The sequence below is a fragment of the Sorangiineae bacterium MSr11954 genome (assembly GCA_037157815.1).
Classification (GTDB): Bacteria; Myxococcota_A; Polyangia; order Polyangiales; family Polyangiaceae; genus Pendulispora; species Pendulispora albinea.
In genome coordinates this window covers 3,642,801-3,662,673 of record CP089984.1, presented here as the reverse complement: position 1 = coordinate 3,662,673, position 19,873 = coordinate 3,642,801, and the positions used below count along the sequence as shown (strand labels likewise).

Genomic DNA, 19,873 nt, shown 5'->3' with positions numbered 1-19,873 from the left:
TTCGTTCTCCGTATTATGTTTCGAGCATGCGCTCCGCCGCGACGCCATTCGCATGGCTCACATTGCTCGCGTGGATTTCGTGGTCCGCAGGGCCGGCCACCCTCGGTGCATGCACATCGTCGAACACGGATTGCACGTGCACCGCCGAGTACGCTGGCCAGCGCCGCACCCTCGCATGCGGCGAAACGGCGTGCGTGGGCGGCACCACCGTCACCTGCGGCGACAAAGACCAGCTCGCGCTGGGGGGAGCCTGCACGGTCACCGCACCTCCACCGGAAGGTCCCGGATTCGACGCCGGCGGCAATCCGACACCTCCGCCGGATCGAAGCTGCGATGATCTGCGCACCTATTGCAGCACCAGCTGCACCAACCCGGCGTCCGTCTCGGCCGATTGCCAGGCGACGGCCAGCGCCGGCAATCCCGAGTCGTGTGCGACATGGACCTTGACGAACGGCGTGGTTTGTCGCCCATAACGCTCGAAACCGCGAGACGCCTCATCGGCCGCGTATCTTCGCCGGAATCGACGCGGGTGTCACCCGCCCTTCCGCGGAACCGCCCTCGTAAAGTTTCGTAAGGTCCGTGGCTCGTGCAAAAAATACGCGGGGCCTCGGGGCCGGCGGTCCGATTGTCGGATGGCGTGCGTGCACGATACGTGGTGGCGGTGGGCCCCATCGTCGCGGTGGACCATGTCGTCACGGTGGGCCGCGGGATCGCGGCAGACGTCGGGCCTCTGCGCCGGGCGAGCACGCGAGGCCCGCCCCACATTCATACGGTCTTCACCCCAGAGGGCTCATCGATACCACGCCGCCGATTCACGAGGTTCCATCGGAAAGCGCGCGACCTATCTTCGAGGGGACCGCCCGCTCATAACCCATATGCGGCATTGAAGGCATCCACGGCGCTCTGCTGGGTTCCGAAGGTGATGTAGCGGCCGAGCCGGAGCGGTCCCGCCCAATGCAGCCCGAACTCGGTCCAGCCGGAGCGTCCATCTTGGATCAACGATTCGCTTTGCCGGAGAAGGAACGCGCGCCAATTTCCGGTGGGCCGCCCGAGGCGAACGCTCGTGTCGTAGAGCTCGCGCAGGTTGCGAACGGTGACGCCCTTGAAGGCCGTTCCATCGGAGGGGTAGCGGTTCGCTTCGTCCTTGAGCCCCTCGTCGCGCTCCTCGGGGTCGTAGTAAAGGACCCCGCTGCCCAGCACCAGGCGCGACGTGGCCGCGTTCGCGACGCCCGCCGCCCAATCGAGCAGCGCGACATCCCCACTGGCGCCGTACAATTCCGCGAGGCCGCCGGCGAGGGCTCCCTGCAGGTACGTGTACGTGTTGGCGCCGATGGGTGGAAAATACACGCATTGGCCGCTCCCGTTCTCGTAGACGGCGTCCTTCACCAACCCCGGCGAGGTGCCGGCGAGCATTTGGCCCCCGGTGCCATTGCGGAACCAGTTCCACGTTCGCTGCGCCTCGACGAGCCAGTTGGCGTTGCGCTGGCGCCGGCGCAAGCTCGCCGTGAGCTTGATGTAGAGCGCATTGGTGATGGCATTTTTGATATGGTCGGAGTGTCTCCAGCGGATGCCCCCGCCGCAGACCGTGTCCCACTGATTCTTAATCAAGGTCGCGATATTTTCGGCCTTGTCGAGGTAGGAAGGCTCGCCGGTGAGATCGTATGCGCGAACCCACGCGAGGGCCCACCAGCCGAAATCGTCGTAGTAGTCTTCGATCGTCGTTCGCGGGAGCCCGCTGGGGTGTCGCGCGGCGATCTCGGCGATCTTCCCGTAGTAGCGCCGGTCACCGGTGCGAGCCATGTAGTCGATGAGCGCCGTCAGCGCGTTCGCGGAGAGCCAAATGCCCTGTTCCGGCTCCCCCGGGCCCCACATCCCCTTGGAGCCGTCGTAGGCTCCCATCAGCACATCGACCGAGGCGCGGTGCAGCGCGGGCGGCGATTCGGCCGAGCGCACCCACGGGGTGCAGGCGATCTCGGGGCGATCGCCCGCCTTGCCGCACGCGCGAAGCATTCCCGTGCGGGCCGGCGCCGGGTCGTCGAAGTGGTACATACCGGTGCGCGCGGCGCGGCCGTTGGCCGGAATCTTGATGACCCCGAGCCGGCCTTCCCACGTGCTCCCCGCGTCCCAGCTTCGATCGATCCACACCTCGTCGCTCGGGGCGCCGTTCTCGATGCTCGCCCAGGCCATGCGCGCATCGGTGCGCACGCGAAGCGTGATTTTTCGGTACCACACCCAGCCATGCGGATTCACGGCGCGCTCGGCGGCACCCGCCGCATCGGCGCCGTCGCAGACTCCATCGCGGCAGATCGGGGCAAGTGGCGCGGGGGCGGCTGCGGCAGTGGCCGCGCCGCTCGATAGCAGGATGGCGAGGGCGCCAGATACGATAAATCTCATGATGGGATCCAAGATGTAAATTCGATACGAGCACCTCGCGCGGGGCCACACAAGACCCGCGCGAGGAGCACACCTAAGAGAGCGCTACGATTGGGCTACGGCCAGCACTTCGAGACGCCGGTATCGGCGATCCTTCCGCAGATGCCCGGCAGGTACGAGAGCCGTACATCCGGTGTATTCGCATACGTCGCACCGTAAGGCACAGAGGCGACATCCCCCACCTCCTTGAGCCACACCGAGTCATCGGCTCGTGCGCTCGCGATTTGCCCATGGTACATGCCGTTACAAAACCACACGTTGAGGGCTCGACCCTGGAGTACGTAGTGACGCGACGGGCTCGGGTTACACCCCATCGGGGCAACGGGAGGCTCGGAGGGTTCCGCGACGGGGGGCTCGGAGGGTTCCGCGTCGGCGGCCTGCGTAGACCTTGGCGCGAGGAATACGGCGCTCAAAGCGAGCGCCGCGACGGAGCCAAGTCCGATACGCCACTTCGTTTCATTCGATTTCATGGGAAGGTCTCTCTCGTTGGTGATTCGGGCTCAATTGCACACCGGGTCACCGGCGCCGGGAACGAAGCCGCATACCTGCTCCCATCCACCTGCAATTTTGTCATAGGTGTTCGCGAAGGTCCATCCGCGCTTCACCGTCGCGCCGTGCCCCGGATCTTGACTAAACCACACGCTATCACCCCATGCGGCATTCGCGATCTGGCCGTGTCCAAATCCGTGTTCGCATTCCCACGTATTGATGTGGCGCCCGAGGTACTCTTTGTGACGCCTCAGGATACAGTTTTCCGCCAGAAAATCCTCGGTCGTGAGCAGCTCTTTCGTATCGGATGCCTTCGCGACCTTATTTCCAGCAAACCCCGCCATCAGCGCGCCCGCAGCCAACACCGCACTGAGCGCCAAACGCAATTTAGGCATATTTCGTTTCATGAACATCCCTTTCTGAAGGACGGTCCGAAACAGCAAACCGCGTACCACGTTACAAAATCAGCATTTGCCGTAAAATGAGCGGGGCCGGGCCAAAAGAAGCAGGAGCGCAGTACCAAATCGGCGGGTTGCGCCGGTACATTGGTACACCCTGCAGCGCGGTTCCGGTACATGGGAGGAAGAGATCGCGTGACGAGTCACTCAACCACCCCGACGCTCGACCGAATGCGCCATCCACGACGCCATTCGACGCCAGCCTCGGGGCTCCCCCATCGGTGCGCGCGCGCGGGCCCCATGGAGAACGAGGGGCTCAACGCCATACCTCGGCGCAACGCGCGATCACGCTCGACGAAGCCGTCGCATACTGGCCGCCGATACGAACGGAATGGGCGATGCCGACGAAGGCCTGGAAGGCGAAGGCGCAGGCCACCCTTTGCGATGCGCGCGACGCCCGGCGCATCCCGAGCGCCGCGACCATCTCCGCAAATGGCTCGTGGGCGTCGCGCTCCTCTCCTCGGCCCCATCGAGCCTCTTCGCGACCGCAATCCCCGGACGCGCGGAGCCTCGTCGCCGACGAGGATCCACACATCGAGGGATCCTATCCGATTTGCCGCGGCGATTCGGGGCGCCGCCGAGCCAATCTGCGCGGCCGATCGACGACTGCCGAGTTAGCGGCTCGTGATCGCATTTCCAAATTTCGTGATCACGCGTTCCATCACCCGCGCGTTGCGAACCAAGGCGTGCCGATTGATGTTGTCGCTGGTGTCGCACGCCTCGTGGTAGCAAGGGTCGAAGGCAATTCCCGCCGTTCCGCCCCATTTGGCCGCTTGCGCCTCGGTCTTGACGTCCCGGCTCCCCGTGTCGAATCCGCCCGAAGCAATGCCCACCTCGAGGAACTCACCTTGATCGGAGCTATCGTTCAGATCGGATGCCTCGGTCGGCACGCCGAGCGCGGCAAACTCCGTCAGGAATGCGGCTTCGATTTCCGCCGATCCTGCCGGGCCGGGTCCGCGTCCCGTGTGCTCCGAATCATCGCCATCCATCACGAAGTAGCCCGCGTTCGGCGAAGCGACCATATCGAAGTTCAGGTACATCGCGATGCGCGCACGCTGTTCGGCCGTCAGCGATTGGATGTACGCATGCGCGCCGAGTAATCCCAATTCTTCCGCGCCCCACCACGCAAACCGAAGAGCGTTGGTGACGGCGGGCGATCCGCCCCGACGCAGCGCGTCCTCGAGCAGCACGGCCGAGCCCGAGCCGTTGTCGTTGATGCCCGGACCGCGTTGGACGCTATCCAAATGCGCGCCGGCCATGACGACGCGGTCCTTGCGACCGGTCTTGGTCTCCGCGATGACGTTGTAGGTGGTCCGCGTCTCGATGAGCTCGCGAATCTCCAAATGCGTCGGCGCGCCGTGCTTTTGCCGCAGGGATTCCCCATCGGCCGTGGTGATTCCGCCCGCCGGAATCCTGCCCCACCCCTCGGGGAGCGTGCCCGTAAAGTTGCCCGGGACGTGATTGTAGATGACGACGGCGGCCGCGCCGGCCTCGGCCGCGGCTCGCTCCTGATCGCGCAAGAAGCACCCCTCGCGTCCTCCTCGTTTGACGAGCACGATTTTGCCCGCGACGAGCTGACCGGCGTAGTCGCCAATCGTGCAACCGGGTGTCGTCAGCACGAACAGGGTCGAGTCGATGCCTCCCGCGGGCGTCGACACGCTGAACTTCATGGAACGAATGGGCACCGAAACGCCATCGACCGCCAGCTTCTCGGCGAGCGTTCCCGAGAAGCTGAATGGGAATGCCTGCTTCGTCACGTCGAAGCCCGCCGCCGTGAGTTTGCCCGCGACATAGTCGGCCGATTCGTCGTAGCCGGCTGTACCCGCTGCACGAACTCCGCCATGGCGATTGGCAATCTGCTGAAAAGCCCTCAGGTGTCCGAGGATCGAACCGTCGAGCACGGCGTCCGATGCAGTGACATGGGCACGACGTACGACGTCGCTATCTTTGGTTTCGTTTTGGGCGTGTTCTATCTCGCTCGCACATCCGAGGGCAGCGGCCGCCATCAGCACGAGTAAGCTCGTCGCTATTTTCATGACCTACCTCGCATCCACCAACGGTTAATGAAAAGTCATATATTCCTCCACGATGTCGCTTGGACTTGGACCACACACGAAACATCCCAAAATGCGCGCACGCCATCAAACCGTCCAATGCGACCTTGCGGAAGCAATCGAACGTTAATCAATTACGATGCCAAATTTAACACTACGCGCGTGAGCCCAAATTTAGGCAAATACGAAATTAAGAATCCAGCGCTGTACCAGAAATGTGTACCGTCGCCTGGGACAGTGGTACAGAGCCCGCCCCGTGACACGCGTCCGTGGCCTCGCGCGTCCATAGCCTCGCGCGTCCGGGCCCCGATGCGACCTGGCACGTCAAGCTGGCGCAAAGACCACGCCCGGATGGAAACGGTGAATCATCGGCTCGGTCGAGCTGCGGGAAGGAACTTCCGAACGTGCGCTGCGAACGCGGACGTCAAGGCCGTGGGCTCGTCGCGATCGAACGCGAGCGTCACCCCGACATTTGGCAAGTCGGGGAGCCCATGGCTCGAGGAGAGGATCTCCAAATCATCGGGAACGGCGGTTCGCGTCAAGACGATGACCGCCTGCCCCGATCGCGCCATTCCAATCAAGCCCGAGAGGCTGCTGCTCGCATAGGCGAGCCGGTACGCGCGGCCCGCGGCCTCGAGCGCTCGCCTCGGCAGCTGGTGGTCCAAAGCATCCGGCGCGCCCAGCGCCAACGGCAGGGGATCCAACGACGCGGCGGCGCCGCCGCGCTGGGCGACCCAGACGAGCGCCTCGTGCCGAATGATGCCGGCGCCGGACGCATCGCCCGGCACCGACACGAGCGCCAGATCGATCGCATGCCGCGTGAGAAGCTCGCGAAGCCGCGGGGTCGGCGCGCACATGACCTCCAATTGCACCCGAGGGTGCAGGCTGGCGAAGCCACGCAGCAAATAAGGAAGAAACACCACGGCGTAGTCGTCGGGGCAGCTGAAACGCAGCACGCCGGACAGTTGCTCTCCGCGCAGCTCGGCCAAGGTTTCATCGTGCTTGCGCAGGAGCTCACGCGCCCGCACGAGGAGCCGCTCGCCGGCGGCCGTGAGGGTCACGCCTCGCCCGGTTCGGTGGAGCAGCGGCTGCTCGACGACGGCCTCGAGGCGCTGCATCTGCATGCTCAGGGCCGACTGCGTGCGCCCGATGCGCGCGGCGGCTTGGCCCAACACGCCGGTTTCGGCGATGGCTACGAAGCTGCGGAGCAGGTCGATTTCCAGGGATTGGCTCACGGTATGATCATCCTTGATAGCTCGTTTCAAAACAATTCGTTTCACGTTCCGCGGATCACCGCCTACGAAATACCCATCTTGGATCGGGAAAGATGGACCATGAGCAAGAACGACGACCCCCAGTTCTGGGCGCGGGCGCGCCGTCACCTGGTGCGCTACGGCGGCAGCTTCCAGCCGCTGATCATCGAGCGCGCCCAAGGTAGCTACGTCTACGACGCCGACGGCCGAGCGATTCTCGACTTTACGTCGGGCCAGATGAGCGCCTTGTTGGGGCATGCGCACCCGGACATCGTCTCCGTCGTCTCGGAGCATGTCCGCACGCTCGATCATCTCTTCAGCGGCATGCTCTCGCGCCCGGTGGTGGCGCTGGCCACGGAGATCGCGCGGCGCGCGCCGGGCGACTTGGAGCGCTGCCTTTTGCTGAGCACTGGCGCGGAGTCGAACGAAGCGGCGATTCGCATGGCCAAATTGGTGACGGGCCGGCACGAGGTGGTGGCCTTCACGCAATCCTGGCATGGAATGACGGGCCACGCGGCCGCGGTCACCTACAGCGCCGGTCGCAAGGGCTATGGCCCGGCCGCTGCCGGCTCATTGGCCATTCCCGCACCCAACGCCTACCGACCACGCTTCACGACCCACGACGGCCAAGCGGACTGGCGCCGCGAGCTCGACGATGGATTCGACCAGATCGATAGGCAATCGACGGGCGCGCTCGCCGCATTCATCGCGGAGCCCATCCTCAGCAGCGGAGGTATCCTCGAGCTGCCACCGGGTTACATGGCGGCGCTCAAGCGCAAATGCACCGAGCGCGGCATGTTGCTGATCGTCGACGAGGCGCAGACGGGTGTCGGCCGCACGGGCCTCCTGTTCGCGTGCGAGCGCGACGGCGTCGCCCCCGACATGCTGACCCTCTCCAAGACCTTGGGCGCGGGCCTGCCGCTCGCCGCGATGGTGACCACGGCCGCGATCGAGGACGAGGCCCATGCGCGCGGCTTCCTCTTTTATACGACCCACGTCTCCGATCCGCTCCCCGCCGCCGTCGGGCTCAAGGTCCTGGAGGTCGTGGAGCGGGATGGGCTCGTCGAACGCGCGCGCACCGCGGGCGATCGCTTGGCGCAGGGGCTGCGGCGCCTTCAATCGCGTCATGCGTGCATCGGTGATGTGCGCGGCCGTGGCTTGCTGCTCGGGGTGGAGATCGTCGCCAACCGTGAAACCCGGGAGCCGGCCCTGGAGCTCGGCGAGGCCATCACGCGCGCGTGCATGGAGCTCGGGTTGAGCATGAACATCGTGAAGCTCCCGTCGATGGGGAGCGTGTTCCGGATCGCGCCGCCTTTGACGGTCAGCGACGGCGAGATCGACCTCGGCTTGGAGCTCCTCGACAAAGCGATCGAAACGGTCACAAACGGCAAGAGCCAACACACTCCGTAAGTTCGTACATGGGAATGGGTGGGATCCGTGTTGGGGGCCGGCCTTCGACTCGGGTGCGCGTGCCTGCGCGATAACAACGCTACTCCGGATCGTCTTTGAGCGCTGGCCCCTCCGGCGAACATTCGCCCTTATCCATGAGGCATTTCGTGTAGTTTCTAAGCAGCCTTTTGTTGCGCAGGATCTCGTCGATGTCCAGGTTGTCGTACTTGCTCGTGTACGAGTCCGCCTTGCGCGTGGTGTGCGGGATCGCTCGAGCCGACTGGGCCGCATGGACCTCACGGGCTTCGTGATCGCGGCTGCACCCCGCGGGCGGAGGCGGAGGCGCGCCTTCGGTCGCGCGAAATGCATGCGAGTAGCCCGCGTCCGTCTCGCTGACACCCGCGACCTGCCCACCGTCACTCTTGGCCGTGACCATGCTGTTGAAGCCACCGAGGTTGCCGAGCCCCTGCATTTCGCTCGTTCGAGGACTCCACGCAAACGCTTCGTCGTGGCCTCGCTCGTTCTGGGCCGTCCCTACGATTTCTCCGTCGTCGGCAATGCCGAAGGCATATGTCGAAAAGCCCCCGAGCGAGCCGAGATCGGTGGCGCGTTGATCCGCCGCGGGATCGTCGACGGGGGACCAGGTGAAGGCGCGCGTGAGCCCCGCGTTGGTGATGTAATTGCCGGCGATGACACCGCTCTCGTTCATATCCACCACGGTGAGCATCGGATGAACGGTTCGCGCGTCGACCCGAGAGAGGACGAGGGCTTCCGTCCCGTTGGCCCGCCAGCGTACCGCCTCGAGGCTCCCGTCCAAGAGTTGGCACGTGCCCGCTACGACGTGCTGTCCATTGACGTCCGCCGGCCAACAATGGGTCGTGCTCGGCGGAAGCGCCAATGGTTCGACGGCATACGAAGCTCCGTCCGGGGTCCAGCGAACACCGACCGAACCGCCGTGACGCAGCTCGCACGTGCCGACGATCACGGGATCGTCATCGTTGCTCATATCGGAAACCCAGCACGACGTTTGGTCCAACTCGGGTAAATCGGTCGGCGCCGTGGTGCTCCACTTCCAAACCACGGCGTGGCGTGCTCCTGCGGCGTCGCGACTCGAGCCGGCCACGACCCCGCGTTGATTGACCAGGCGAGCGCGCGATTGCACGTCTTGTTCGCGCGGCTGGAGACGTTCTGGAGCCTCCTCGGGGGTAGCTCTCCAGCGAACGGCGGCCGCCTCGCCGACATTTCCAAACTCGCAATTCCCGACAGCGGCGCCGCCATTGTCGATGCCAAGCACCGCGCACGGGCGATCTTCGACGAGCCGAGGCAAGCGCACCGGCGCCGCACCGGGTGCCCAATAGGCCGTGACGAAGCCGCCATCGGCCAGCCGGCACGAGCCGACGACAGCGCCGCGGTCGTTTATCCCGGTCGCACCGCAAACGTCGCCATCGAAGGTGCCGAGGTCGTCCGCGTGCCGCGCAGCCGCCCCTGGTCCAAAGCCGACCCCGAGCAGCGCCGACACGCCCGCGTAGTATTTCGCTCGCCCAAACATGAGCGCCTCCCCCCTGTCCTGGTAGATGGCGCCTTTAACTCCATCGTTGCCCTGCGAAGTTACGCCCCAACGATGGCATTCAAACATCCAAACGCAACTGGAGCGAGCGTTTCACGTCACCGACGGATGCACGAACCGGCTCAAATCTCTCCGCTGACCTTCAAATAGACGGCGCGGCCCGGTCGTTGTACGCCGAAGAAGTCGTAAACGCGTTCGTCGGTCACGTTTTGCACTTCCAACGTCGAGGTGACCGTGGCCGGACCACCGTATGCGGTATAGGAGACTCCGACGTTGTGCGTGATCTGGGAAGGAACGAGCGGCTTGTATTCGCGAGCCCCCAAGCTCGGCCAGCCTCGATAGAACTCGTGGACGAAGCGCCCCATGTAAAAGGGCTCGAGCGCGTCGCGCTGCGAAGGCAAACCCGGAATTCGAAAGCGCGCGCCCCAGCTGGCAAAGAGCCACGGCCGGTTCGGGAGCCGATCGCCGTCCAGGTGCCCGTACGTGCCCTCGCTGGAGGCGTTGCGCGCATCTTGAACGGTCAAGGTGCCGTCGAGGGTGAGGCGGTGATCGAAGGTGGCCCACGTGAGCGCGTTCTCGAGGCCGAAGGAACGAGCGCGATGCACGTTTTGATATTGAACGTACGTCTCACCGGCCAAAGGAAGGATCAAGCGATCGCTGTCGCGATAAAAGACATTCACGTCCGCGGTGATATCGCCGATCGGGGTGTGACGCAGCTCGAGCCGCGGGCCCGCGTTGGCGTTGTGGCTCGTCTCCGGCTCGAGCGCCAGATTGGGACGCGCGAGGACCCCGTTGCCGAACACCTCGTCGGAGCTCGGCAGCCGTGTGGCGTATTCGTAGGACAACTTGACGTAGAGGGGCTTCGAGACGCGAAAGCGCACGGCGTCGCCCGCGCCCAGGCTATGGGCGTCGCGCGAAACGGCGACGCTCCCCGCCCCGCTCGACGAAACACGAAATACGTAATCTTTGACGAACGCGATGTTCTGCAATCGCTCGCCCAGCAGGTTAGCCTCGTATTCGACCCCGCTCACCAAGGTGAACAGGCCACGATCCGTGTTCACCGGGTTGGGCGCGCTGCCGTTCGATGGAATGCGCTCTTGGCCTGTCCGGGCCGTCCATGTCGGCGCCACGGCCATGCGCAGCACGTGCGAGGGTGCGACCGTCCACTCCAGCGCGGCGCGCGCGAGCCCGGCGCCTTCGCGCTGGGTCTGATCGTAGGCGGCGTCTTCTTGGATCTCGCCCGGGGTTCCCGTCCGCGGGGTCCCGGGCCCGCTGACCTTTCGGCCGTACCAGTCGTAGGACCAATCGGACTTGTCGACGAAATCGATGGTGCGGCGTGAATAGCTCGCGAGCACCTTGAGCTCCAGGCGCGAGGTGAGGGGCTGCTCGTAGCGCGCCACGGCGCCGTAGACCGATTCGCCGTATTCGACCTCACCGTAGGGCACCGTCATGACGACATTGTGCTGGAGCTCTTTGTCGTAGCTGCTGCCGTACGCGCGGAGCAGGAGGCGGCGCGCCCAGGGTCGATCGACCACGCCGACCTCCACCGAGGCGCCCCGCGCCACATAGCGGTCGTGGAAGCGCGGGACGTTCACCGGATGCAACCGCCCTCGATCGTCGGTGGCCTCCACGTCGATCCGATAATTGTTCTTCGCGTCATCGAAGAAGATCGAACCGCCGGCCACGAGCCCGCTCGGCTCGTGGCGGTAGCGGCCATCGACGCTCACGCGGTGCGTGCCAAAGGAGCCCACCTGATACGAGGCGCGCGCGTGGGAGTCGAAGCGCGTGTCGGTGACCAGGTTGACCGCGCCGCCCAATGCATCGGCGCCAAAGCGTAACGGCACGACGCCGCGGTAAATCTCGACCCGCTCGATCAGGTTCACCGGCACGTTGGCGATGCCGAACGGGTATCCGGCCGCGGCGAGCGGGACACCATCGAGAAAGTAGCGGATCTGATCGTCGTAAAGGCCGTTGAGCGAAAAGCGCGCGCTCGATCCCAGCCCGCCGCTCCTGCGCACCGAAACGCCTTGGGTGCGCGCCAGGACCTCACCGAGATCGGAGCTCTGTTGCTTTGCGCGGCGCATCTCCACCACGGTGACCGCTTCGGCGGACTGCTGACGCCGCCGCCCTTCGCCGGCCGTGCCCTTGACGGTCACCTCCATCGGGGCAGGTGTCTCGGCGGCGGCGGGTTTCCCTGCCGAATCGGGCTTCTCCGCCGGGGCGAGCTTCTCTGCCGGGGCAGGTGTCTCCGCCGGGGCGAGTTTCTCCGCCGGGACAGGGTTCGAGGGAAGCTCCTGTGCCCATGCGCGGGCGACGTGGATGAAGGCGCTGCACGCGAGCGCGATCCCCCAGACGCGGCGCAACGAGCGGTGGATTGACATGGGCGTGGGAGACCTGCGATGAAACGCTTTCAAATGAGAATGATTTGCAATTTCACGAATGCCGGCCGTTTGTCAATGGGATGGATCGCGGCGGGCGCCGTTTGCGCGGCGTGCTCCAGCAGCGATGGCTCGAATGACCAAGCGGGCCACGACCCCAGCAAACCGACGTACGCCCTCATGAGTTTCGTCTTCGGCGACCAGGGGACCTCGACATATGTCAGCCTCCTCGACTCGCTCGACGTCACGTCGGTCGATTTCGCGCAGGCGCGCGAGTTCTCCGGCGTGGCAGGGGCCGCGACCATGGGTGGCAAGCTGTTCGTGTCGGACGGCGACTCGCCGGTGGTGACCCGCTTCGAGGTGGGCAACCGCGGCTCGTGGAAGGAAGAGGGGCGCGTGAGCTTCTCCAATTATGCCCCGCGCGCTCCCCTCTTCTCCAACGCGATGGCCGGCCCGACGCGCGCGTACATGGCCTACAACACGGTCGACCGCGCGGTGTGGGACCCGAGCACGATGCAAATCGTCTCGCAGCAGCCGCACGATGCCCAGCTGCCCCTGGTGCGCGACGGCCTCAAGGTCGACTCCGCCTCTTCCCGCGGCATCGTCACCCGCGACCAGCGCGTATTCTGGCCAGTGTTTTGGCCCAACGACGATTACACCTCGTTCTCGAAGACCACGCAGATCGCGGTCTACGACGCCCAGACCGACGCCACCCGCGCGCTCCTCGAGACCCCGTGTCCGGGCCTCGACTTCGCCACCCAGGACGAGGCGGGGAACATCTACTTCTCCAACTGGATCTTCAGCGCGGTCGCTCCGCACTACCACGCGGACGCGCCCAAGAACTGCGCGGTGCGCATCAAGAAGGGCGAAGAGCGGATCGATCCCGATTTCTCCCTCCGCTTCTCCGACCTCACCGGTGGCCGCGAAGCGGCGGCGTTCAGCTACATCGGCAAGGGCAAGGGGTTCATGACGGTGTTCCATCACGAGCGCGTGCCGGCGGGCATGAGCCAGAAGGACGCGGCGGAGAGCAACAATTGGCGCTTCTGGAGGGTCGATCTGACGAACAGGACGGCGGCGCCCGTCGATGAGATCGACTATTTCGGCGGCGGCTACGGCACCTTCAAGCTCGATGGCCGCACCTTCGTGCTGCTCGTCAGCAAGGGCTACGCGTCCACCACCACCTACGAAGTCTTGCCCGACGCCACGATCGTCAAGCGCTTCGAGTCGCGCGGGTGGGGTCACGAGATCCTCAAGATCAAGTGATCATCGGGTAACGAAGTCGAAGAAGTGGCACGATCGATATAGAACGTGCCACAACAGAATACGTCTGCTCCCTGCGACATTGCGCCGCACCTCGCGCAGGAACGCGCGACGAATCAAACGTAGAAAAACGGGCCGACGAGACCAGCGTCTCCAGCGACGAGCCACGCGCGCCTACGTAGCCGCTTCATATGGCGCGTAATGCGGCCGCGCAACTTTCGCTACACAGAATCTATTGCAATTTGATTGCATCAATGTGAGCGCCGCCCTAGAGTGACCGGCGCTCCACGATGGTCGATTTCTTCATTCGGCGGGTCGTCCTGGCCTTGGTCTGCGCGATGCTCATCGTGCTCTCCGGCTCGGTGGTCATCCCGGGACTGCCCATCGCGAAATACCCCAAAATTGCGCTACCGCAGGTGCAGGTCCTATCGACCTATGTCGGCGCGAGCGCGGCCGAGGTCGAGTCCTCGGTCACCATTCCGCTCGAACAGCGGATCAATGGCGTGCCGGGCGCCGAGTACATCACCTCCACCTCCGGCAACGACGGCACCAGCGAAATCAGTATTACCTTTTCACCGAACCGCGACATCGATCTGGCCGCGATCGACGTGCAGAACCGCGTGAACGAGGCCCTCGGCCTGCTCCCGGCGGACGTGCGCACCCTCGGCGTGGCGATTCGAAAGGGCGGCACCGCCTATGTCGAGGGCGTGGCGCTCTTCAGCAAAGACGATCGCTACGACGAGCAGTTTCTCAGCAACTACGCCGACATCTACGTGAAGCCGGCCATCAAGCGCGTCCCCGGCGTGGCCGACGTGGAGCTCTTCGGCGAGCGCCGCTTCTCGATGCGCGTGTGGCTCGACCCCTCGAGGCTCGCGTCGCGCGCCATCGGCCCGAGCCAGGTGGTCGCCGCGCTCCGGGAGCAGAATGTTCGTGTGGCGGCGGGCTCGGTGGGCAGCCAGCCGGCGCCGGCCGACCTCACGTATCAATTCTCGGTGCGCGCCATCGGGCGCCTGGTCGACCCCCGCGATTTCGAAGAGGTCATCGTGAAGTCGCTCCCCGACGGCACCTTGGTGCGCCTGCGCGACGTCGGCCGGGTAGAGCTCGGGGCCGAAGATTACGGCACCCTCACGAGCTGGAGAGGGCACAAGACCGTCGGTGTCGAAATTACGCAGCTCCCCGGCGCCAATGCGCTCGACGTCAAGAAGCTCGTCGACGAGGAGGTCGCGCGGCTCGCCGAGGCGTTCCCGCCGGGGCTCGAGCAGGAGCTCTTCTACGACTCGACGGCGCCGGTGAGCGCCTCGATCCACCAGGTGCTCATCACGTTGTTCGAGGCGATCGCCCTGGTCATCGCGACCATCTTCGTCTTCTTGCACGGGTGGCGCGCCACCTTGATCCCGGCGATCACCATCCCCGTATCCTTGGTGGGCACCTTCGTCTTCGTCGCGTTGTTCGGCTTTTCGATCAACACGCTCACCTTGTTCGGCCTCACCTTGGCCACGGGCCTCGTGGTCGACGACGCGATCGTGGTGGTCGAGAACATCACGCGCGTGACCGAGGAGCATGGCCTCGTAGGGATGGCGGCGGCCTCCCGCGGTATGAAGGAGGTGACCTCGGCGGTCATCGCCACGTCGCTGGTCCTCGTCGCGGTGTTCATCCCCGTGTCGTTCTTCCCCGGCACCACGGGAAAGATCTACCAGCAGTTCTCCCTCACCATCGCCTTCAGCGTCACGCTCTCGGCCTTCAATGCCATCACGTTGACCCCGGCGCTGGCCGCGCGCCTCTTGCGGCCCGAGCGCGGACCGAAATGGGCGGGGTTCCGCGCGTTCGACCGCCTCCTCGACGCGGTGCGCGGCGCATACATCGCGCTGCTCACCCGCGTCCTCTGCCACCGCTTCGTGACGCTCGCGGTCTTCCTCGGCCTCACCAGCGCGACGGCTTGGGTCTATCGAAAGGTGCCCGGCGGCTTCCTCCCCGAGGAAGATCAAGGCTGGTTCATCATCGCCGTCGTCGCACCGGAGGGGGCGAACCTGTCCACCACGCGCAGGGCGCTCGACCGCATCGACGTCCTCACCGCGAAGGTGCCGGAGATCTCGGGTTGCTTCTCGGTCGCGGGCCTCTCGGCCGGCGGAGGCAAAGCTCCAAATCGCGGCGTGTCGTATTGCAATTTGCGCGATTGGGACCAGCGAAGGGCGCCGGACGCGAGCCTGGCGCGGGTCATCGAGCGGCTGCGCGGCCCTTTGATGGGCATCGGCGAGGCCATGGCCTATCCCTTCGCACCGGCGACCATCAGCGGTGTGGGCGGATTCGGCGGCTTCCAATTCGAGATGGAGGACAAATCGGGCAATCCGAACATCGATGATCTGGCCACGTCGATGGGCAAGTTGGTCCGCGCGGCCAACGAAGACCCGCGACTCGCCTCCGTGTTCTCGTCCTTTACGGCGAACGATCCGCAGCTCGTGGTCGAGGCCGATCGCAAAAAGGCGAAGGCGCTCGATGTGTCGCTCGACGAGCTCTTCGCGACATTGCAGATTTACATGGGATCGCAGTACGTGAACGACTTCGTCTTCGGTACCCAAACGTACCGCGTCTACGTGCAGGCCGAGGGCAAATCCCGGGCGAGACCGCGCGATATCGAGTCGTATTACGTTCGTTCGAACGGCGGCGACATGATCCCGCTGGGCAGCCTCGTGCACATCAAACAGACGACGAGCGCGCAGACGATCGACCATTACAACCTCTTTCGCTCCATTGAAATCTCGGGCGCACCCGCGGCGGGGCACAGCTCGGGTGAGGCGCTCGCGGCCATGGCGCAATTGGCCAAGCGCGAGCTGCCACGTGGCATCGCCTTCGAATGGTCGGGCCTCTCGCGCGAGGAGCTGGAATCGGGCCGGCAGACCTTCGTCGTCTTCGGCCTCGGCCTGGTGTTCGTCTTCCTCGTGCTCGCCGCCCAATACGAGAGCTTCGTCCTGCCGTTCATCATCCTCCTCGGCGTGCCCGTGGGCCTGCTCGGCGCGCTGCTCGGCCAATGGTGCCGCGGCTACGCCAACGATGTCTTCTGCCAAGTGGGTTTGGTCATGATGATCGGACTCGCCAGCAAGAACGCGGTGCTCATCGTGGAGTTCGCCAAAGAGCTGCGCGGTCAGGGCACGCCCATCGTTCGCGCCGCGATCGCCGCCTCGGAGATGCGCTTGCGCCCCATCTTGATGACCTCCGTCCCCTTCCTCCTCGGACTCTTCCCCTTGCTCATGGCCACCGGCGCCGGCGCTGCGAGCCGCCGCTCTCTGGGCACCGCCGTCTTCGGGGGCATGGCGCTCTCCACCGTGTTGAACGTCTTCTTCATCCCAACCTTGTACGTGCTCGTCGAACAGCTCCGCGAGCGGGTCGCGCGTTCGAAGGACTCGCTTGAATGATCACCCCCTCCCCTTTTTACCCGCGGTCGTCCCCTCGAGCCTGCGCGGCGCTCGTCGCCACATGCACGATCGCGGCAGCGCGTATGGGCCTCGCTCAGCCGGCGCCGGCGACCGCACCGCCAGCCTCGAACGAGCCCGTCGCGACCGAGATCAAGGTCACGGGAAAGCGAGAGCCCACCGTCGGCTCGCGTATCCGGGAGCCGCTTCGCGACATTCCCGCCACGGTTCATGTGCTGACCCACCGCGACCTCGAGGAGCGCGGCGCGGCCAATGTGGTGGGGGCGCTGTCGTGGGTCGCGGGGCTGCAACCTCAGCTCGAGTACGGCGGGTTCACCACGATGACCATCCGCGGCTTCAAGGAGTTCGTGAGCCTGGTCGACGGCGTTCGCGACGCGCGATTTCAGGTCATCGGTTCGGCGCCGACCGGCAACCTGGCCGGCATCGATCGCATCGAGGTGCTCAAAGGCCCCGCGTCCGCCCTCTATGGCTACGGTGGGGTGGGCGGCGTCGTGAACTTCGTCCACAAACAGCCCTCCAGACGCTTTGGTTACGACGGCTCGCTCGCGGTGGGCGGTCCAACGCTCATGCGCCGCGCCACCGCCGGGGTCACCGGACCGCTGGGCGAGCACCTCGCGTTTCGCGCGGACGCGGGGATCGTGGATGACGACGACTTTCGCCGGGCGCGCTCGTCCAGCGCCAATTTCGCGGGCGCGCTGCAATGGTCACCTTTCGCGCGGCACCGCTTCGTGCTCCGCGCGCGTCATCAGAAGCTCCACTTCTCCACCGATACCGGATTACCGACCGAGCGCGGCTCCGTTCCCGCCGAGATCCCGCTCGATCGTCGCTTCAATACCCCGTGGGATTACCTGGATGGCTCCTTCTACGATGCCGTCCTCGAGTACTCCCACAACCCCACCGATCGCATCAAATGGACGACGAGCGTCGCGATCAGCCACAATCCCTACGAATACAAGTCCGCCGAGGCTCTATCCATCGGCCCGAACCAGACCGTCCGCCGGAATTGGGTCGCCCTCGGGCACGAGTGGAATCAGCTGTCCGCTCGAGTCGAAGGCCAATGGCGCGGAGACCTCGTGGTGCCGCATCGGGCGCTGGTCGGATACGAGTTTTCGTATCTCTTTTCCCATCATCCTCGGTTCATCAACAACAGCGCGGACATCGAGCTCGCTCCCTACCTCGACGAGCTCGCCCCCGTCCCTTACCGCGACGGGCTCGATCCGCAGGGGGATTATGCGACCGAGAAGATCGGCCGCCGCACGCAGCATCAAGTCACGCACGGCGTTTTCGTGCACGATACGATGCAGCTCGTGGACGGCGTGAAGCTGTCCGCGAGCGGCCGTCTCGACCGATGGGGCTACGATACGGAGACGGTCACCTTCAGCGCGGGGGCGCGGCCGGCATCGGAGACATCGGCGCATCGAAGCGCCCTCGCGGCGACGTTTCGCGCCGGGGTCGTGCTTCAACCCAAAGACTGGCTCACGTTTTACGGGGTCGCAGGGACGTCGTTCAGCCCCGTGCGGGTGGTCTCGGCGGATGGCCGCGCGCTCGATCCGGAGCGGGGGCGGCAGTACGAGCTGGGCGCGCGCGCCGACGCCTTCGGCCGGCGTCTTCACGTCGACGTGGCCGCCTACAACCTGCGAAAGACCGACGTGGTCGTGACCCGCAGACAAGGTCTCTACGAGCAGGCGGGCTCGCAGACGTCGCGCGGCTTCGAGGTCAGCGCAACGTGGGATCCGGTCGACCGGTGCTCGCTGCGCCTGGGGTACGCGTACACCTTGGCGCGCTACGATTCCTACGCATCCTCGGAAGGAAACTACGCGGGGAAGAATCCGCCCAATGTGCCCGATCATTCGTTGACCGCCTGGGGGAGCTATCGGTTCCCCTGGGGGCTGGGCGCCGGCGCGGGGGTGCGGATCGTTGGAAGCCAATGGGCCAATGTCGAAAACACCGTACCCATGCCCGCATATGCGCTCGCGAGCGCCGCGGGCTACTATACCTTTGGTCAGGTCGAGCTCGCGCTCCACCTCGATAACGTCTTCAACGCACGGCAGTACTTCGTTTCGTCGATCTACGGCACGCAGCTCACGCCAGGCGTCCCGCGCACCGTGCTCGTGAGCTTGCGATTCAAATCATGAACGCGTGGCACGTCCTCGCCTCTTGCGAATGATTCACAAATGGCTACAGAGCGGGTCCCCCGGGTGGCAAGGGGCCGCCTGCGCTTCCTCGGTGCGCGGCGCGGGCCTCTTCGCCATGTCGTCGAGCGGGGTGGCGTAGGGTCGCGACGACGGGCGAGGCACGGTCATGACCACGATGGAGGGCACTGTCGGCGCAGCTGCTGCCGCGAGGGCCGGCGTGCTTGGCGCGCGCGTGAGGCGATCGCGGCGCGCCGAGAAGAGCTCGCGTTCGAGCCGCGCGTTGGTCTTGTGGGCCTCGGTCAGCTCGCCCGCGAGCGCGGCGGCCTTGGTTCGCTCGGTATCGAGGGCGCGTTCCATCTGCGCCAGCACGACCTTGTGCTCTTCGAGCACCCGCCGCGAGGCCTCGGCCAATTGCACGATGCGCGCGCGCGAGAACAGCAGATAGTACGCCGAGTCGAGGACGACCAAGGCGAACACCGCCCCCAGCAGCGCGGCGATTACTTTGGTGTAAGGGCCGCTCTCACGTTCGAGAGGCGGCGGCGCGGGCTCGATCCGTCCTTCGTTTGCGAGCTCGTTCGCGACGAGCGGAGCACGCTCGCGCTCGAGCCGAGCGGCCGCCGCGCGCTGCCTCCGTTCTTCCCATTCGCGTTCCTCCATGGCGCGTCGCTCGTTGGCAACGACCTCGGCGCGGAGGATCTCTTCCTGTCTCCTACGTTGGCGCTGCTCTGCAAGGGCAACGAGCTCCTGGAGGGACGTGGCATCCGATTCGTCGTAAGTCTCAATTGGAGGGCCCGATGGAGAACCCTCGTCCTCGTGCACGGGAAACATACCTCCGTTAGATGGCCCCGCGATGGTCCGTCCGTCGTGCAAAGTTTTGGCAGAGCCGGAGCAACGCCACGTGCACGATTCGCCGGCCGGAGATGGCCTGGATACGCAGTGCGGCACGAGGCCGACGGTGAAGACCGTCCCAACCTGCGCGCGCGGCCCGCCACGGCGCTTATCGAAGCGCTTTTACAAGCGTGCAGTCGT

Annotated in this window: 13 protein-coding genes; 5 read left to right on the top strand and 8 right to left on the bottom strand. The window is 65.4% G+C overall.

Annotated features, from left to right (window positions below):
* The first annotated feature begins 26 nt into the window (after positions 1-26).
* Positions 27-473 (top strand): hypothetical protein, encoded by a 447-nt coding sequence (locus LZC94_14535; protein ID WXB18447.1) that lies wholly within the window; start codon positions 27-29, stop codon positions 471-473.
* Between the two features lie 391 nt (positions 474-864).
* On the opposite strand, the gene LZC94_14530 is transcribed toward LZC94_14535, so the two are convergent.
* The 5 genes from LZC94_14530 to LZC94_14510 all read right to left on the bottom strand — a co-directional run bounded on the left by LZC94_14530 (position 865) and on the right by LZC94_14510 (position 6,669).
* Positions 865-2,394, bottom strand: coding sequence for a glycoside hydrolase family 76 protein (locus LZC94_14530; GenBank protein WXB18446.1), 1,530 nt, complete (start codon positions 2,392-2,394; stop codon positions 865-867).
* 539 nt (positions 2,395-2,933) lie between these two features.
* A complete protein-coding gene (locus tag LZC94_14525; GenBank protein ID WXB18445.1) occupies positions 2,934-3,329 on the bottom strand; it encodes a hypothetical protein in 396 nt (131 codons plus the stop codon).
* Between the two features lie 307 nt (positions 3,330-3,636).
* Positions 3,637-3,804 (bottom strand): hypothetical protein, encoded by a 168-nt coding sequence (locus tag LZC94_14520; GenBank protein ID WXB18444.1) that lies wholly within the window; start codon positions 3,802-3,804, stop codon positions 3,637-3,639.
* A 190-nt stretch (positions 3,805-3,994) separates the two neighbouring features.
* Complete coding sequence (locus LZC94_14515) at positions 3,995-5,416, bottom strand: M28 family peptidase (GenBank protein WXB18443.1); 1,422 nt, start codon at positions 5,414-5,416, stop codon at positions 3,995-3,997.
* Positions 5,417-5,799: 383 nt separating this feature from the next.
* A complete protein-coding gene (locus LZC94_14510) occupies positions 5,800-6,669 on the bottom strand; it encodes a LysR family transcriptional regulator (GenBank protein WXB18442.1) in 870 nt (289 codons plus the stop codon).
* A 99-nt stretch (positions 6,670-6,768) separates the two neighbouring features.
* On the opposite strand from LZC94_14510, the gene LZC94_14505 reads away from it, so the two are divergent.
* Entirely contained in the window at positions 6,769-8,097 is a 1,329-nt protein-coding gene (locus tag LZC94_14505) for an aspartate aminotransferase family protein (protein WXB18441.1), read from the top strand.
* Positions 8,098-8,176: 79 nt separating this feature from the next.
* Here LZC94_14505 and LZC94_14500 read toward each other — a convergent pair whose 3' ends face one another.
* Positions 8,177-9,625, bottom strand: coding sequence for a hypothetical protein (locus LZC94_14500; GenBank protein WXB18440.1), 1,449 nt, complete (start codon positions 9,623-9,625; stop codon positions 8,177-8,179).
* Positions 9,626-9,765: 140 nt separating this feature from the next.
* A complete protein-coding gene (mxcH, locus tag LZC94_14495; protein WXB18439.1) occupies positions 9,766-12,024 on the bottom strand; it encodes a TonB-dependent siderophore myxochelin receptor MxcH in 2,259 nt (752 codons plus the stop codon).
* Between the two features lie 177 nt (positions 12,025-12,201).
* On the opposite strand from mxcH, the gene LZC94_14490 reads away from it, so the two are divergent.
* From LZC94_14490 to LZC94_14480, 3 genes are all read left to right on the top strand, one after another.
* A complete protein-coding gene (locus LZC94_14490) occupies positions 12,202-13,284 on the top strand; it encodes an MxcI (protein WXB18438.1) in 1,083 nt (360 codons plus the stop codon).
* Between the two features lie 287 nt (positions 13,285-13,571).
* Positions 13,572-16,691 carry an efflux RND transporter permease subunit gene (locus LZC94_14485; GenBank protein ID WXB18437.1) on the top strand — a complete coding sequence of 1,040 codons (3,120 nt, stop codon included), beginning with the start codon at positions 13,572-13,574 and terminating at the stop codon, positions 16,689-16,691.
* A gap of 83 nt (positions 16,692-16,774) precedes the next feature.
* Positions 16,775-18,844 (top strand): TonB-dependent receptor, encoded by a 2,070-nt coding sequence (locus LZC94_14480; GenBank protein WXB18436.1) that lies wholly within the window; start codon positions 16,775-16,777, stop codon positions 18,842-18,844.
* Positions 18,845-18,877: 33 nt separating this feature from the next.
* Here the strand turns inward: LZC94_14480 and LZC94_14475 are convergent, their stop codons facing one another.
* Complete coding sequence (locus tag LZC94_14475; GenBank protein WXB18435.1) at positions 18,878-19,501, bottom strand: hypothetical protein; 624 nt, start codon at positions 19,499-19,501, stop codon at positions 18,878-18,880.
* Positions 19,502-19,873 lie beyond the last annotated feature (372 nt).

Excerpts from the sequence above, each read along its gene's own strand:
- LZC94_14535 (WXB18447.1), top strand. The coding sequence starts at position 27 with ATGCGCTCCGCCGCGACGCCATTCGCATGGCTCACATTGCTCGCGTGG.
- LZC94_14530 (WXB18446.1), bottom strand. The coding sequence starts at position 2,394 with ATGAGATTTATCGTATCTGGCGCCCTCGCCATCCTGCTATCGAGCGGC.
- LZC94_14525 (WXB18445.1), bottom strand. The coding sequence starts at position 3,329 with ATGAAACGAAATATGCCTAAATTGCGTTTGGCGCTCAGTGCGGTGTTG.
- LZC94_14520 (WXB18444.1), bottom strand. The coding sequence starts at position 3,804 with ATGGTCGCGGCGCTCGGGATGCGCCGGGCGTCGCGCGCATCGCAAAGG.
- LZC94_14515 (WXB18443.1), bottom strand. The coding sequence starts at position 5,416 with ATGAAAATAGCGACGAGCTTACTCGTGCTGATGGCGGCCGCTGCCCTC.
- LZC94_14505 (WXB18441.1), top strand. The coding sequence starts at position 6,769 with ATGAGCAAGAACGACGACCCCCAGTTCTGGGCGCGGGCGCGCCGTCAC.
- LZC94_14500 (WXB18440.1), bottom strand. The coding sequence starts at position 9,625 with ATGTTTGGGCGAGCGAAATACTACGCGGGCGTGTCGGCGCTGCTCGGG.
- mxcH (WXB18439.1), bottom strand. The coding sequence starts at position 12,024 with ATGTCAATCCACCGCTCGTTGCGCCGCGTCTGGGGGATCGCGCTCGCG.
- LZC94_14490 (WXB18438.1), top strand. The coding sequence starts at position 12,202 with ATGAGTTTCGTCTTCGGCGACCAGGGGACCTCGACATATGTCAGCCTC.
- LZC94_14485 (WXB18437.1), top strand. The coding sequence starts at position 13,572 with ATGGTCGATTTCTTCATTCGGCGGGTCGTCCTGGCCTTGGTCTGCGCG.
- LZC94_14480 (WXB18436.1), top strand. The coding sequence starts at position 16,775 with ATGGGCCTCGCTCAGCCGGCGCCGGCGACCGCACCGCCAGCCTCGAAC.
- LZC94_14475 (WXB18435.1), bottom strand. The coding sequence starts at position 19,501 with ATGGAGGAACGCGAATGGGAAGAACGGAGGCAGCGCGCGGCGGCCGCT.